The organism is Undibacterium sp. Jales W-56 (genome assembly GCF_025548535.1).
Lineage (GTDB): Bacteria > Pseudomonadota > Gammaproteobacteria > Burkholderiales > Burkholderiaceae_D > Undibacterium.
The window spans coordinates 187,371-202,388 of record NZ_JAJLQW010000005.1; the positions used below are offsets into that span (position 1 = coordinate 187,371).

Genomic DNA, 15,018 nt, shown 5'->3' on the forward strand with positions numbered 1-15,018 from the left:
CATACCGACACACCATGGAGTCTTTTCTCTGGCCTTTTCTCTGTGTCCCCGTGTCTCTGTGGTGAGAGGTTTTGGTTTTTGCGTAAGTCCTATCTAAGTTATTTAAGCGCTGGTTTTGGGGCTGCGGCAGCATTCAGGATCAGCCCCATCGCACTTAATATAATGGCCGCGCCGACTATCGTAGAGATACTGACCGTCTCGTGTAAAAACAGGTAACCCCACAGCATACTGAACATAGGAATCAGGAAGGTCACCGTCATCGCCTTGGTCGGACCGATGCGACTGATCAGTGGGATAAAAATCGCTTGCGCAACGCCGGTCGCCAGCAACGCCAGCGCGATCATGCATGCGACGGCGGTCGGCGAGGGAATGTGGTGCGGCAGCGAGAACGGCACTGCCGGCGCCAGCATGACGCCACCCAACAGCATCGATCCACATGCCATCGCATACGGATGAATACCGGTTGGTGCTGCGTCTCCCACGGGTTTATTCTGACCGACTTTCTTCATCAAGATACTCGAAATCGCATACGAGGCGGCTGCGGCCAGGCAAGCCAGCGCGCCGCTCAGGGTCTGCGGATTCAGATCCAGGGCGCCGGCGCCAACTAAAATAGCCACGCCGATAATGCCCAATAATAAGCCGCTCAGCTTACGCACAGTCAGGCGATCCGCCAGCCAGACAATCGAAAACAAAGCCCCGAATAAGGGAGCGGTCGCATTCAGAACAGCCGAGTACGCCGTCGGCAAAAATTGCGATGCATACGAGAAGCAGGAAAACGGGAATGCCGCAGAAAAAAAGCCGACGATCGCATACGACCTCACATTGGCACGCCACAGCATAGGTACAGCTTGCAGCCGCGCAAATCCCAACAAGGCCAGACCGGCGATGGTCACCCGCAAACTCGCGGTCACCACGACACCTAATTCCGGTACGGCGACACGCATGAAAATAAATGATCCTCCCCAAATTGCAGCGAGGAGAACAAGTTTGATCAGATCTGAGAAAGGCATGGGGCAGGGAGGAAGCAGCAGAGGCCAGATTGTAGCATCTGGCCCCTTTGTTTGAGCGCTAGCTGGTTTGCGTGACCGTCGACAGCAATCCCTCATTCAGCCAGGTATGTAACCATCCTGCAATTTGCGCAGTGCTATCGGGGTTTTGTTCTGCCGCAGCGGCGCACACCTCGGCAAAGCTCTGGCCTGCTTGCAGCGCCAAGAGGGCCTGATGTTCTGCGGTCGAGATCGAACGGAAATGCGCTTGCAAATCTTTGCGCCAGATCAGCCAGATGACAGGGGCCTCCGTGTGTTCCGGCGCTGGCGGAGTTTGCTGTTCGCTCAAGGCCAGCCAGGTCGCGACACAATTCCATTGGCTGGATAAAAAATGCTGCGATGCCTGGCAGGTAAATCCCAGGTTTGCCCACTGATGCGGCGCTATCGCAGCTAAGCTGCCGGCGCCTAGTACCGGTTGATCCTCGGCATCAAAAGCCAGGCCCAGACACCATTCAAATTGTGCGAGTTCTGCGACCAGCGGATAGTCGGGAAAAAATGTCTGGCAAAACACGGGGAAGTGCGCGCCGTACCAGCGTAAATTGCGTGATCGGGACGGCTGCTCTTGAATATATGTGCGGCAAACACTGTCAAATAATTCATCGCCGAGATACGCATGCGTTTGTTCAAACGCACTCGACAAGGCCTCGCATAAACGCAAGCGATACCCATCGAAATAAATCGCCAGCCGCGCGTCCGCTGCCAGTCCCGACTGATTGCCTATGTAAGGCAATACACTCGCCGGCGGATTTTGTCCAAGCATGAAATCCTGAAACTCGTGCTGCAGCTGAGCGAGTGCGGAAGCTGGCGTCATGCCCATTCCTCCAAGGCTTGTTCCTTGTGCGACAACAGACATTGTTCTGCCGCGACGCATTGCGCAATCTGGCGCGCAATATCCAGCTCGGCAACCAGATCGGCTAGCGGTGGAATATGGTCGTCGCGTTCTATCATGCTGGCGACATTGCCGAAACGACGCAGCGCATGTTCGTACAAACGCCAGACCGGATCGGCTACCGGATGATCGTGGGTATCGATGATATGCGTGCCATGGTCATGGTGTCCCGCCAGATGGATTTGCTGCACCCGATTGACCGGAATCGCGTTCAGATAAGTCACAGGGTCAAAGCCGTGATTGACGCTGCTGACATAGATATTGTTCACATCGAGCAGGATCAGGCTATCCGATTCCTCAGCGATCGCTGCCACGAATTCCCACTCGCTCATGGTATCGCTGGCGAAGGATAAATAACTGGAGACGTTTTCCAATACCAGCGGACGTTCCAGCACCTCCTGTACGCGGCGGATATTCTGTACCAGGAGCCGGATCGTCTCTTCGTTGTAGGGTAGGGGAAGCAGATCGTGCAGATTTTTTCCATGCACGCCGGTCCAGCAGATATGATCCGAAACCCATAAAGGTTGAACGCGCCGGATCAATTTTTTTAAGTCATGCAGATAGGCGATATCCGGACCTTGCGCCGAGCCTATCGACATCGATACGCCATGCATCACCATAGGATAATCGCGGCGTATCGCATCCAGCATCGCGAGCGGCTTGCCGCCCGGCACCAGGTAATTCTCGGAAAGAATTTCAAACCAGTCTAGCGCCGATGGCGCAGCCAGAATCTCATGATAATGATCGGTGCGTAGTCCGAGACCGAAACCTGGCGAGGCGATTGGCATGCTCATTTTTCCATCACTAAAAAAATTGCGCTTGTCCCGGAGTAATTGGAACAAGCGCATTACAGACCGGTGACGGGATTATTTATCCAGATCAATGATCTTGCCGTTTTTCGCCAGGCATTCGCCTGCTTTCGTTGCGACGAAACCATGGCCTTTGCAAGAATTTTGACCTTTGCAGGCATTCTCCGCAGTTTTGCAGTCGCTGGTACCTTTGCAGCTATTGATGCCGGCGCAATGGACTTTGTCGCCGGCGCTGATGGTTGCTGTTCCAGCGAAAGCGGCGCCGGACAAGGCCATAGCAGCAGCGGCAGCAGCGATCAGGGCGCCAGTTTGGATAGTTTGTTTCATGATGTGTTCTCCGAAAAAATAAGTTGTATAGAAGTGAAATACCGGTTTAAGAAGTCCATCGCAAAGAGTTTTTTCTGATTCTTTACTTGAACTTGAGCATCAGTCGTACGCCAATCGGGATTACTTACACCTGTTTAAACTATTTTTAAAAATAAACAGTTTCTATCGAGACTGCGGTGAGCAGGCCTTCGTAATCTAGCATTAATTGATCATTATTCAAGCCGAAATCAGTTTAACGTCGAAAACCCGTTCCACCAGCCAGATTGCCGCGATCAATACGATCAGCACGGAGCCCAACTGGAATATCCCCTGGCGGTATACCCGCTGCCGGCGCAGCAGATACGCGACTGGCAAGAAGGCAGCAACGATCGTCAGCTGTCCCAGCTCGACCCCGACATTGAAGCCTACCAGTGCTAATACCAAGGCCGTTTGCGGCAAACCGAGATCGGCCAGCACGCTGGCAAAGCCAAAACCGTGAATCAGTCCGAAGGCAAAGGCGACTAGCCAGCGCTTACCCTGAAACAGCGGGAACAGGTTATTCAGGGCCGCCAGGATCACCGAGGCGGCGATCGCCGACTCTACCCAGCGCGAGGGCAGGGCGATGATCTGCAGCGCCGCCAGGCTTAGGGTGATCGAGTGCGCCAGCGTGAAAGCGGTGACGATTTTGACCACCTCCAGTAGTGCCGATCTGAAGTCGCCGGCGGCTTCCCATGCGCCTTGGCGCAACACCAGCACCGCTGGTAGCAGCAGCGACAGCAAGAACAGGATATGGTCAAAACCGATCCAGATATGCCAGACCCCATGTTGTACATAATCGGTGAATTGCTGCAGCTTGCTGACTTCGGCCAGTGTGAATTGCTGGGCGGCGTTATCCGGGCTGAAGATCGCGGTGGCTGTCACGCCCTCCTTGTTGATTAAATTCAGCAGACCCTTGTGCTGCGGATCGATATCGAAGAACAGTTGGTAGTGCAGCGCAATTTTTTCACCCTTGCAGGCGGCCTCGAACATCAACACGGTGTACGTGCCGTCGCTATGCTGATCGATCAGTTGCTGACCTGGTTTTAAGGGGCAAGCTTTGCCGTCCACCGTGAGGCTCAGACGCGATAAGGCGTAGGCGGCAATGTCCTGGTGTTTGCTGCGGACTTCATCCCAATTCAATTCGCCGTTGCCGTCCTGATCCAGTCCGATCGCAAAATCCAGATCGCGCAGGGCGATATCCCATTGACCGTGCAGACCGTCCTGATCCTGCCGTAGCGTCAGATAGCTATCGCTGGGCTTGTGCGCCCAGGCCGGATTGCACATCGCAGCACTCAACAAGCCTAGCGTCAGCAAGAGCAGGCGCAGGTTCCGCATCCAGCCTAAGCAGCGCAGGTCACTCATAGCAACACTCCGAGCTTGCTCAGCGCGGGGGCGAGGGCGACATCTTCCAGCCGATTTTGCTTGAGCCATTCTATGGCGGGCGCTGCCGCCTCTTTATTCTTGCCGGCGGCTGCGGCTTCCAGATAGATGCGCAGGTCGGCGGCTTCTTTCTGGATCGCCCAGTTCAGTTGCGCCAGTTTTAATGCTGCATCGGGGCGATTTTTTAGTTGCAATTCATACCGCGCCTGTTCGCGTTGATGTACCGTGTCGCCGCGCAGCATGGCTGCCTCGAAGCGTTGATCGAGCAACTGAATTTGCTTGGCTGCTGCAGGCGCATGTTGTGCTTGCAGGGCGAGGGCATAACGCAACAGCAGCGCATCAACCTTGATTTTGCTTTTGAGCAGGGCGACCACCTCGGCTGGTCTTTGCTGGTCGAGTAAAAAGTCGGCATACGAGCCGAGCAGGTAGCTGTCCGGCGTGTCCAGTGCCAGCGCGTCCCGGTACCAGGCGTCGGCTGCTTTGGCATCGCCGCGGCGTGCCGAGATTTCAGCCAGCAAAGTTAACACCCAGATGCGGATGCCGGCATCGGCATCGCGGTTCTTGCTATAGGCTTTGCTGAGTGTTGCGTAGCTTGCCGCGGCCTCGCCATTCAGGCTGCCGATATTGCTGATGCAGGTCAGGGTGACCAGTTCCGGCGCCAGCGGATACAGGTGCATGCAACTGGCTTTGGCCTGGGCAAACTGCCCCTGCACTTGCAGCACGGTGGCACGTGTCAGCCAGGCTTGAGCATTGTCTCTGTCTTGTTTTAACACGGCATTCAGGTCTTCCAATGCCGCCGGAAATTGATGCGTGCTTTGTTTTAATGTGGCGCGCAAGACCAGCACGGCACTCGGTGGCTGGGGTAGCGACCACCACGGTTTCAATACGGCCTGCGCATAACCCAGATAACGCGGATCGCCGTCGTTGCGGGCGGCATCGATATAACGTTGCGCCAACTCGGTAGCGGTGCGCAGATCGTTGGGTTGGGCCACCAGCAGTTTGCGCAAACGGGCAAATTCCCGCTGGGCCGGATCGGTGCGTAGCGGCAGTTGCTCCAATACTTGCTTACCGTCGCCGGGGAGGTACGGTGTCGCATGTAAATTGCAAGTCACTGAACTAAGCAGTGCAAATAGCAGGCATGTCAGGCGCATGGCGTAAAAAAAGAGGGGTTAACATCATTCAAGGGCTGCTGCTGCGATCTTCGCAAAGCGTGCAGCGTCACCACCGGTCATCAGATCAACTTCGTCCCGACGATCCCGGCACCATTAATTTGCATTTGGATTTATGCAAAAAACCAAAAACTCTCGCCACGGAGACACCGAGACGCGGACAAAAAGCAAAGTAACCGACTCCATAGCGTGTGAGTATACAAACGAATCCGCAAGCTGGATGCGCCTGTTGGCACGAAATATCCCTGGAAGCCGCATCCAGCCTGCGAGTTGCATGCGAATAATGGTAAGTGGCTTACCCTTTTTCGCCAATCCTATCCATAATGAAACAGGGTCTGCCTACATGTGTATCGAAATCTCGATCACCATGCTAACAGACCCTGACAAGGCTTGAGATGATCAGAGCAGAGATGCTCTCAAGCCATATCGAGCCAGTTTTGCCTTAAATCGGCGCTGCCGGTTCGCTATCTTCCGGCGTTGTGACAGTCACCGCATCGATTGCCTGCGGCTCCTGATCTTCCGAAGTTTTCCCCAGCAGGCTAGCCACAAAATTCGTGAACGTATCCATGAAGGAAGGAGGTGGCGGTGCAGGTGGCGGTGGCGTGCTGGAGCCGTAACCGGAATCGCTGCCTCCGCAGGCGGACAGCACTAGCGCGGTAGTTGCTATGATTAAATAATGTCTTGCTTTCATGATTTTTCCTTGAAAGTTACTAACTCAGTAGTCTTAATGCTTTAAAGAGCCAGCGATCGGTGTTTTCAGGTAAGGAAACGAATTATCGAAGAAGCTGCTATCGAGATACGCGCCATCGGTGAAATCGATACTACCGGCAGGAGCATCGGCCGGTACGCAACCGATACTGAGTTTGCACAGGCGACCCATGACCACACGCAGGGCGATATCGACCACGTCGTCACCTGGGCGACGGCCGTTAGGGAAACCGGCGCTGTCGCCGCCAATCACACCCAGACGATTTTGCGTCGCGCTGACCGGCGTTGCCGTATTCAGACGCAGCATTTCGGATGCGACCACATTAGCTGGCTGGTTGACGCCTTTGATACCGGTCAGGAAGGCAGCGACCAGATCGTTACGTGGGAAATTGGTCGGTGCTTTTACGCCGGCGCTGCCGAACAGGACTTCTACCAGAGCAGGCAGAGTCGGGTTGGTTACATAGGTCAGGAACTGGCCATCGCCGCTTGGCTTGCTGTGGTTGAACTGATCTTTGTCCTTCAGGCCGATAACGACTTCATTCACCAGCGGCATGCCTAAACGCGATACCTGGGTCCATGCGCCGCCCTCTTTCGATGTTTTGCTGCTATTCGGCGTCGGGTTGATGAGGCGGCCTTGACGCAGGCTGGCTGTGGTCCAGCCGCCGATCACGGTTTCGCTGCCGGCGGTCAGGCAGGCGGTCGGCACTTCCATTTCGATAGAAGTCACGTTTTTATCCGCCAGATCATCATGTCCTGCTTTTTCTGCGTTAGGGTCAAATGCGGTGGCTGGCGCTTTGATATTGATCAAGTCAAAGGTTTCGCCGAGGTTCACCACAAACGGATCCTTACGCTGTCCAACGAATACTTTACCCGGCGTAGCGCAGCCTGGGATATTGACGCTGAATACATGCTTGGCGGCATAACCGGCGTAATCAGGAATCGATTTGTTACCGATGTTATCTACTGGCTTATCAAACACAGTCGCGCCGCCGTTGGCGTTGGTGACGGCCTGGCTTTTGCCGCTACGGCGATCGCCCGTGACCATGGTGATGGTATAGGTTTCACGTACATTCAGGCCGGCCGGATTGACGCCATCAATCGCGCCTCCGTTGATCACCAGCGGAATGGATACCTGTTTGCCGCCGACAGTAAATTGCGCATCTTTATTGGTATTGCTGAAACGAAATTGGAAGGTCAGATGCTCTTTGCCATCACCGACGTTGTCAATATGGATTTCATACAGAGCATCTGGATCCATGGAATAATAGTTGGGACCGCCGTAGGCTTCTTGTAAAGGGGCGTAGTTCGCAATCAAGGTAGTGAAAGCTGAACGATTGGCTTCATAGCTGCGGAACATATAAAAGTCGGTACCGTCGACTTTAGGATGACGCGTAATGAACGGTGCTTCTCTGTGACTGGAGGCTTGTGCAGGCACGCTGGTGATGCCGCTCAAACTCCCCGCCGCAAGCAGGGATAGTAGGATCTTATTGCTAAACTTCGATGTTATCTGTCTCATGGCCAACTCCTAAAGTTGAGGGAAAACGGCTATCACTACCTTTTTAGTGGAGTCCGTATAGGTAATACGCAGGGGATGTCGCTTCGGATTCAAGCTTGTAAAAATAAAAGCATGCTGAAAGACGGCGCATGATGACAAATTGAATCGAGCAGATGCAGGTTGTCTTGAAATGCCGGTTCGGTCCGTACGTTGTCAAACATATATCCAGTCTATGTTTGAGATGATTTTATGTGCCGGCATGAGCGCGATTGATTTTTCCAGGGAGATCCAGCGCGAAGCCGATTCCAAAGGTGACCGCATGAAGGTAATGCTGAGTAGAAATTTTTACCGTATCAATCTTGTTGACAGCCGTTTTGGCAGCCAGATTCCGGGGGAGTTTGCCTCCTGCTTATCCTGGCTATACGGTGAGCTGACCGGCAGGTGCCGATTGGGCTGCGATTTCGCGCTTGCGTTGCCGGCTGTCGCCGGGACTGGTCGAAAATTTGTTCAGCTTAACTGGCTATCGTCGTAGGCATAAGTAACTATCCGCTGATAAATTTCTTCGCGATCTTCTGGGGTGGCGTGTAACAGGCGGGCCACTGCCCTGCTTGGAACTTTAAAATATTTACGGCGATTTTTACGCATATCTTGAGTGCGCCAGCCTTTTAAGGTCAGCCACTCCCATTGCTCCGGTTCCAGGGTCATGCGCAACTGGATTTTCAAACGATTGAGCACGATGGTGCTGCCGAAAGTCGGCATGCCTCCCGCTGGGGGTAGTGCACGTTCCTGGCGGATATTGAGCAAGGATCGGATCTCGTTTTTGACGATATTCAGCATGGGGGAATTGGCTAGTTTGGGCAGTGATTGGTCGTCATCAAGCTATGACAGGCACTAGCAAAATATTAATTGTCTAAAAGCAAATAATAACAGGTGCAAACCTTGAGTGCAAATACTGCTGCCAGTGTCTGCTGATCTACTGTTTTCAATGGCTTTCCGGCGATAGCAATCACTACATCAGACCAGATGGCGTTGCGCGCAGACTGGGCATACAGGATTGCGTGCAATGCGGATCTGGGTCCATTCCATGTTCTGCGCATCCAGCAGCAGCAAACGCCCGGTCAGCGGCTGTCCAATCCCCATGATGACCTTCAGCGCCTCGGCTGCTTGCATGCTGCCTATGATGCCGACCAGCGGTGCGAATACGCCCATGGTCGAGCACAAGACTTCTTCCAACTCCTGATCGGGCGGGAACAGGCATGCGTAGCAAGGCGATGCGGCATCGCGCGGATCGAACACACTGATCTGGCCGTCAAAGCGAATTGCTGCACCGGAAATCAGCGGCACCGCAAATTCCACACAGACTTGATTGACGGCATGACGGGTGCCGAAGTTGTCGCAGCAATCGAGCACGATGCTGGCTGCCTGGACCAATTCGCGCAGACGCGCATCGCCGGCTTTTTCTTGCAGCGCGACGATCTTGATCTCGGGATTGATTTCTTGCAGGGCTTGCCTGGCAGAGCTGACTTTGGAATGACCGATGCGCGCCGTGTTATGCACGATCTGGCGTTGCAGGTTAGTCAGGTCTACCGTGTCGTGATCGACCAGTGTGATGGTGCCGACGCCGGCACTCGCCAGATACAAGGCCGCGGGCGAGCCGAGACCGCCGGCACCGATGATCAGCGCATGCGCCGACTGGATTTTCTCTTGCCCTTCGATACCGATCTGATCGAGCAGGATATGCCGCGAGTAGCGTAATAGCTGTTGGTCGTCCATGTGAGACTCTCTGGCTTGGAGTGTGTGCTTGCGTGTATTGTAAGCGTAATCAGAACGCAATGAAGGCGTAAAAAAAGACCGCATCTGGTGCGGCCTTTCTGTCAACCTTTCAAACTGAAACGGATTTATTTTTTCTTGCTGTCCGATTTGCCGTCAGCCTTGGGATCCGGCTTAGGGTCTGGCTTACTATCTGGCTTAGCATCTGACTTAGTATCTGATTTGGCATCAGCGCTGCTCTTCGTTTCTTCTTTGATGTCGGCTTTGGCGACTTTGACTGGCAAGCCTTTCAAATGATTCAAGGCCTGCGCTAACTGGAAGTCGTCTTTGCTGCCGTATTCCAGCGGCTTGCTTTTCTTCGCCATGGCAAGCAGACGTTGTTCCTCTTCGAGTTCGTCGACTTTGCCTTTGTTGGCTTGCTCGGTTTCTTTGTCATTGGTCAGGTGTTTTTGCAAATCGGCTTCACGGGTGCGCAGGCTATTGAAGCCGTCGCCGTCCGCTGTTTCTTCCACATTCAGATCGGGCACGATGCCTTTGGCCTGGATGGAGCGGCCGTTCGGCGTGTAATAGCGCGCCGTGGTCAGTTTGACGGCGGTATCGGCAGAGAGCTGGCGTATGGTCTGGACCGAACCCTTACCGAAACTCTGGGTGCCGATGATCGTGGCACGTTTGTAGTCTTGCAGAGCACCGGCTACGATCTCGGATGCCGAGGCCGAGCCGGTATTGATCAGGACTACCATGGGCACATTCTTGACGGCTTCCGGCAATTTACTGAGCGGGTCGCCGACCGCACGGTTCGCATAATTCTCGCGCTTGGCGTAATAAGTCGCTTTGGAATCCGGCAGTTGACCATTGGTCGATACCACCACCACATCTTTTGGCAAGAAGGCGGCTGACACGCCGATCGCACCTGGCAAAACACCGCCCGGATCATTCCGTAAATCTAATACCAGGCCTTTGATGTTGGGATCCTGCGCATACAGGGTCTGGATTTTTTTTGCCATATCCTCGACCGTCGGTTCCTGGAACTGGGCAATCCGCAGCCAGGCATAACCGGGTTCGATCAGCTTGGCTTTGACGCTTTGCTGCTTGATCAATTCGCGGGTGATCGTGACGACGATAGGCTTGTCTTCGGTTTTACGCGCCAGCGTCAAGGTGATCTTGGTATTCGGTTCGCCGCGCATTTTTTTAACCGCTTCGTCCAGTGACAGGCCTTTGACCGGTTGCGAATCCAGACGGGTAATCAGGTCACCGGCTTTGACGCCGGCGCGATACGCCGGAGAGTCTTCGATCGGCGCAATGATTTTGACATAGCCGTCTTCCATACCGACTTCGATACCGAGGCCGACAAACTTGCCCTGGGTACCTTCGCGCAATTCTGCGTAGGCTTTTTTATCGAGATAGGCTGAGTGCGGGTCCAGTGACGCCACCATGCCGGTGATGGCTTCGGTCAGCAGTTTGTTGTCTTCGACAGGTTCGACATAATCGGATTTGATCAGGCCGAACACATCGGCCAACTGACGCAGTTCTTCAACCGGCAAAGGCGTGCCGGCGCTTTTTTGTGCTAATGCAGAGAACTGTATGGACGCAGCGACGCCGGCGACCATGCCCAAACTGATTAAACCGAAATTCTTAATTTTGCTGCCCATATTTTATAACTCACATCTCACTTGATTGTTACCCAGGTTAGTGGGTCGAATACGCGCTCTTGGTATCTGAGCTCAAAGTATAAACCCGATTCTTCATTACCGCCGCTATTGCCGGCGCTGGCGATCGTGTCGCCGGCTTTGACGAGATCGCCGACATGCTTGAAAACCGATTGATTATTGCCATAAAGGCTCCAGTAACGGCTGCCGTGATCGACGATGATCATATTGCCGAAGCCGCGCAGCCATTCGGCAAAAATCACCCGGCCTGCGGCAATCGCCTTGATTTCAGCACCTTCAGTGGTCTTGATAAAAAGACCTTTCCAGCTGGGACCATCGCCGCGTTTGCTGCCGAATCTGGCGATCAACTCGCCTTTGACGGGCAGCCGTAACTGGCCTTTGAGCTTGCTGAATTCGCCCTCGAAATGACTGGGTACTGGAGTTTGTTCATTTTTTGCCAAGGACTTTGACGGGGCTTCATCGGCATCAATCGCGTTGGGGTTGGTGATTTTGCCCGCTTTTTTAGCTTGATTCGCCAGCGTCTTGTCCTTCGCCGCTTTGTCCCGCTGTTCTTTTTCTAAAGCGAGTTTTTCCTGGCGTTGTTTTTCGAGTTGAGCCGCGCGCGCCTGTTCTGCCTTGATTTGCTCTTCGATGAGTTTGTTCAGGCGCGACACCAGATTGCCAAGTCGCTGCTCATCTTTTTGCAGGCTGTCGGCTTCTTTTCTTTGCGCATGCAGTTTGTCGGCCAGTTGGGCGAGCAGGGCGCTGCGTTTTTTCTTCTCCGATTCGAGCGCATTTTTGTGCGTGAGTTCTTCTTGCGCAATCTCATCTAATTCGTCTTTGGCTTCTTGCTCGTCCCCGGCATTTTTTTCGACTGCCGCCAGACTGACGCGCAAGCTTTCTATCATTTTGGCCTGGGTTTGCGAGACATAGCCCATGTACTGCAAGTCGCGATTGATGCGATTCGGATTGTCGCCGGACAGTAATAATTTGATGCGGTCACTGTCGCCGCGCATGTATTGATGGCGCAGAAAATCGGATAACTGCTTCTTTTGCTGCTCGACTTTAGCGCTGAGCCGCTTTTGCTCATCGAGCAGTTTTTGTAAGCGTGCTTCGGTTTCGCTTTGCTCGATTTTCAGATCGCGTAAGGAGCGATTCGTTTCTGAAATCGCCTGCTCGGAGACTGCCAGCGCATCGCTGGCTTTGTCTTTGGCCGTCTCTGTTTTATTGATGTCGTTCTTGAGCGCTTTCAGTTTTTGCTGAAGCTCGGCGCGCTGCGCTTCGGCCTGATTTTTTTGCGTGGCGCGCGCGCTATTGGCGGCCTGCGCCGCCTGCGCCGCGATCGCGCTGATCAATACAGCGCAAGCCGCAGAGCAGAAAATCGCACGCAGCAATGAGTTTGCGCGCGACTCCTTGCCCTGGCCGCTCGGCTGAAATGTGACCACTACGGCTTTGTGCATCAAGATACTTATTTGGCTTTCCCTTGGCTGGCCACTGCCTGCAATGCCGCTTCAATGGCGGATTGATCGCCGAGGTAGTAATGCTTGATGGGTTTCAAATCGGCGTCTAGTTCATACACTAAAGGCTGGCCGTTAGGTATGTTCAGGCTCACGATATCAGCGTCGCTGATGCCGTCCAACATTTTAATCAGGGCCCGCAGACTATTGCCGTGAGCGCTGATGATGATGCGTTTGCCGGAACGGATCGCTGGCGCAATCGTGTCTTCCCAGGCTGGCATGACGCGCTCTACAGTGTCTTTCAGGCATTCGGTCAAAGGAATTTGCGAGCGGGACAGACTCGCATAGCGTGGATCATTGAAGGACGCGCGCGGGTCGTTTTCTGCCAGCGCATTGGGAGGCGTATCGTAGCTGCGACGCCATACCAGCACTTGCTCATCGCCATACTGGGCAGCGGTTTCCGCTTTATTCAAGCCTTGCAATGCGCCGTAGTGACGCTCATTCAGACGCCAATCATGAACCACCGGCAGCCACATCAAATCCATTTCATCCAGCGTGCCCCACAGCGTGCGGATCGCACGTTTTAATACGGACGTGAATGCCAGATCAAAAGTGAAGCCTGCTTCTTTCAGGACCTGGCCGGCCTGGCGCGCTTCTGCGACGCCTTTGTCGGTCAGGTCGACATCGGTCCAGCCGGTGAAGCGGTTATCAAGATTCCAGGTGGATTCGCCGTGGCGCATCAAAACGATTTTGTACATGATTTACGTGAAATTGTTGAGAATTTGAGAGAGTCAGTCGCTATTGCAGCATCTATTTTATAATGGCGGCGTTCGTTACAGAGACTTTACTGCCACTTATTACCGTTTATAACAATTAACTCACCATTGGAACACTGTGAAATTCTTTATTGATAACATCTGGATTATTGGCCTTGCCCTGATTTCTGGCGGTGCTTTGCTGTTCCCTGCGCTGCAAAGACGTGGCGCCAAGGTCTCGCAATTGCAGGCCACTCAATTGATCAATCAAGGCAAGACCGTCGTGCTGGATGTGCGTGACGCTGCAGAATTTGCGACCGGCCATTTGCAAAACGCAAAAAATATTCCTTTAGCTGAATTGCCAACGCGCCTGAAAGAACTGGAAAAATCGAAAAACGCTACCATCATCACCGTATGCGAACGTGGTATCCGTTCTGCTACTGCCGCGGGTATCTTGAACAAGGCGGGTTTTGAGCAGGTAGTCAGTCTGGAAGGCGGCGTTGCGGCCTGGAAGTCGCAAGGCCTGCCTACAGTGAAGCAATCAGTCAAGTAATTCAGTAAGATCCAGTAATAATCAGCGCAGGAGAACAGCATGACAGCGCATGTCGTAATGTATAGCACCGCAGTTTGTCCGTATTGCACCATGGCAGAACGCCTGTTGAAATCCAAGGGTGTCGAGGAAATTGAAAAAATTCGCGTCGATCTGGATCCGGTGGTGCGTGAAAATATGATGCAAAAGACGGGTCGTCGTACCGTGCCGCAAATTTATATCGGTGACACCCATGTCGGCGGTTTCGATGATTTGTCGGCGCTGGACCGGGCCGGCAAACTCGCTGCCTTGCTCAATCCAGCGTAAGTCACAGCCCTTAAACCCGGTTTACTTGCCGGAAATCAAATAAAATCAGCAAAAATCCCATTAATTTGAGGATTTTTGCTGATTTTGTCTTTCACTTGATAGAATAATGCGCCGTGATCTTGAAATGGCTGAAAACAGCCACATCTTGCCATCTCGCTGTTCATTATTAATCTTTTAGAATTTTTAGAAAGTCTCACATGTCTGACGAAAATCTGCAGCCCGTATTTCAAATTCAACGCGTTTATCTGAAAGATTTGTCGCTTGAACAGCCAAACTCTCCAGCGATTTTTCTGGAACAAGAAGCCCCGACGATCGAAGTCGCACTGGACGTTACCGCCGAGCCGCTGGCTGACGGTATTGTCGAATCCACAGTGACCGTGACCGTGACTGCCAAAGTCAAAGACAAAGTTGCTTTCCTGGTTGAAGGCAAACAAGCCGGCATCTTCGAAGCACGCAATATCCCCGCAGATCAATTGGACCCTTTGCTCGGTATCGGCTGCCCAAATATCATCTACCCTTACCTGCGTTCCAATATCGCCGATCTGATTTCCCGTGCCGGTTTCCCGCCTGTGCATTTGTCAGAAATCAATTTCGAAGCCTTCTACCAGCAACGTCTGCAGGCTTTGGCTGAACAACAAGCCAAATTGGCAGCGGATGCCGGTACTGAAGCGCCGGCAACCACGCACTAATTGT

18 protein-coding genes are annotated in these 15,018 nt (G+C 53.4%); 4 read left to right on the forward strand and 14 right to left on the reverse strand.

Annotated features, from left to right (window positions below):
• Positions 1-98: 98 nt before the first annotated feature.
• The 8 genes from LPB67_RS14450 to LPB67_RS14485 form a co-directional block, all read right to left on the reverse strand.
• The gene (locus tag LPB67_RS14450) at positions 99-1,010 is read right to left on the reverse strand and encodes a DMT family transporter (protein WP_262837983.1); all 912 of its coding nucleotides are present in this window, start codon (positions 1,008-1,010) and stop codon (positions 99-101) included.
• Between the two features lie 58 nt (positions 1,011-1,068).
• On the reverse strand, positions 1,069-1,857 hold the full coding sequence (locus LPB67_RS14455) for a DUF2063 domain-containing protein (RefSeq protein ID WP_262837984.1): 789 nt from the start codon (positions 1,855-1,857) through the stop codon (positions 1,069-1,071).
• Positions 1,854-2,723 carry a DUF692 domain-containing protein gene (locus tag LPB67_RS14460; protein ID WP_316685239.1) on the reverse strand — a complete coding sequence of 290 codons (870 nt, stop codon included), beginning with the start codon at positions 2,721-2,723 and terminating at the stop codon, positions 1,854-1,856. Before LPB67_RS14460 ends, LPB67_RS14455 begins: the two co-directional genes overlap by 4 nt.
• A gap of 78 nt (positions 2,724-2,801) precedes the next feature.
• Positions 2,802-3,071, reverse strand: coding sequence for a hypothetical protein (locus LPB67_RS14465; protein WP_262837986.1), 270 nt, complete (start codon positions 3,069-3,071; stop codon positions 2,802-2,804).
• Between the two features lie 216 nt (positions 3,072-3,287).
• Positions 3,288-4,451, reverse strand: coding sequence for a HupE/UreJ family protein (locus LPB67_RS14470; RefSeq protein WP_262837987.1), 1,164 nt, complete (start codon positions 4,449-4,451; stop codon positions 3,288-3,290).
• Positions 4,448-5,620 (reverse strand): tetratricopeptide repeat protein, encoded by a 1,173-nt coding sequence (locus LPB67_RS14475; RefSeq protein WP_262837988.1) that lies wholly within the window; start codon positions 5,618-5,620, stop codon positions 4,448-4,450. Before LPB67_RS14475 ends, LPB67_RS14470 begins: the two co-directional genes overlap by 4 nt.
• Before the next feature lie 460 nt (positions 5,621-6,080).
• Complete coding sequence (locus LPB67_RS14480; protein ID WP_262837989.1) at positions 6,081-6,329, reverse strand: hypothetical protein; 249 nt, start codon at positions 6,327-6,329, stop codon at positions 6,081-6,083.
• A 33-nt stretch (positions 6,330-6,362) separates the two neighbouring features.
• A complete protein-coding gene (locus tag LPB67_RS14485; protein WP_262837990.1) occupies positions 6,363-7,862 on the reverse strand; it encodes a DUF4331 domain-containing protein in 1,500 nt (499 codons plus the stop codon).
• A gap of 211 nt (positions 7,863-8,073) precedes the next feature.
• Here LPB67_RS14485 and LPB67_RS19200 point away from each other — a divergent pair, with 211 nt between their 5' ends.
• Positions 8,074-8,373 carry a hypothetical protein gene (locus LPB67_RS19200; RefSeq protein ID WP_410482745.1) on the forward strand — a complete coding sequence of 100 codons (300 nt, stop codon included), beginning with the start codon at positions 8,074-8,076 and terminating at the stop codon, positions 8,371-8,373.
• Here LPB67_RS19200 and LPB67_RS14495 read toward each other — a convergent pair.
• The 5 genes from LPB67_RS14495 to gpmA all read right to left on the reverse strand — a co-directional run bounded on the left by LPB67_RS14495 (position 8,349) and on the right by gpmA (position 13,472).
• The gene (locus LPB67_RS14495) at positions 8,349-8,678 is read right to left on the reverse strand and encodes a hypothetical protein (protein WP_262837991.1); all 330 of its coding nucleotides are present in this window, start codon (positions 8,676-8,678) and stop codon (positions 8,349-8,351) included. The two genes, LPB67_RS19200 and LPB67_RS14495, sit on opposite strands and share 25 nt — an antisense overlap.
• A 177-nt stretch (positions 8,679-8,855) precedes the next feature.
• The gene (locus LPB67_RS14500) at positions 8,856-9,614 is read right to left on the reverse strand and encodes a HesA/MoeB/ThiF family protein (protein WP_262837992.1); all 759 of its coding nucleotides are present in this window, start codon (positions 9,612-9,614) and stop codon (positions 8,856-8,858) included.
• Between the two features lie 125 nt (positions 9,615-9,739).
• On the reverse strand, positions 9,740-11,260 hold the full coding sequence (locus tag LPB67_RS14505) for a S41 family peptidase (protein WP_262837993.1): 1,521 nt from the start codon (positions 11,258-11,260) through the stop codon (positions 9,740-9,742).
• A 17-nt stretch (positions 11,261-11,277) separates the two neighbouring features.
• On the reverse strand, positions 11,278-12,717 hold the full coding sequence (locus LPB67_RS14510) for a murein hydrolase activator EnvC family protein (protein ID WP_262837994.1): 1,440 nt from the start codon (positions 12,715-12,717) through the stop codon (positions 11,278-11,280).
• Between the two features lie 8 nt (positions 12,718-12,725).
• Positions 12,726-13,472 (reverse strand): 2,3-diphosphoglycerate-dependent phosphoglycerate mutase, encoded by a 747-nt coding sequence (gene gpmA, locus LPB67_RS14515; protein ID WP_262837995.1) that lies wholly within the window; start codon positions 13,470-13,472, stop codon positions 12,726-12,728.
• A 136-nt stretch (positions 13,473-13,608) separates the two neighbouring features.
• Here gpmA and LPB67_RS14520 point away from each other — a divergent pair, with 136 nt between their 5' ends.
• Positions 13,609-14,022 carry a rhodanese-like domain-containing protein gene (locus tag LPB67_RS14520; protein WP_262837996.1) on the forward strand — a complete coding sequence of 138 codons (414 nt, stop codon included), beginning with the start codon at positions 13,609-13,611 and terminating at the stop codon, positions 14,020-14,022.
• A gap of 39 nt (positions 14,023-14,061) precedes the next feature.
• Positions 14,062-14,325, forward strand: coding sequence for a glutaredoxin 3 (gene grxC / locus LPB67_RS14525; RefSeq protein ID WP_262837997.1), 264 nt, complete (start codon positions 14,062-14,064; stop codon positions 14,323-14,325).
• Between the two features lie 35 nt (positions 14,326-14,360).
• On the opposite strand, the gene LPB67_RS14530 is transcribed toward grxC, so the two are convergent.
• The gene (locus LPB67_RS14530; protein WP_262837998.1) at positions 14,361-14,489 is read right to left on the reverse strand and encodes a hypothetical protein; all 129 of its coding nucleotides are present in this window, start codon (positions 14,487-14,489) and stop codon (positions 14,361-14,363) included.
• Between the two features lie 33 nt (positions 14,490-14,522).
• On the opposite strand from LPB67_RS14530, the gene secB reads away from it, so the two are divergent.
• Positions 14,523-15,014: a protein-export chaperone SecB gene (gene secB / locus LPB67_RS14535; RefSeq protein WP_262837999.1), complete on the forward strand. Its 492-nt coding sequence runs from the start codon at positions 14,523-14,525 to the stop codon at positions 15,012-15,014.
• Positions 15,015-15,018: the final 4 nt, after the last annotated feature.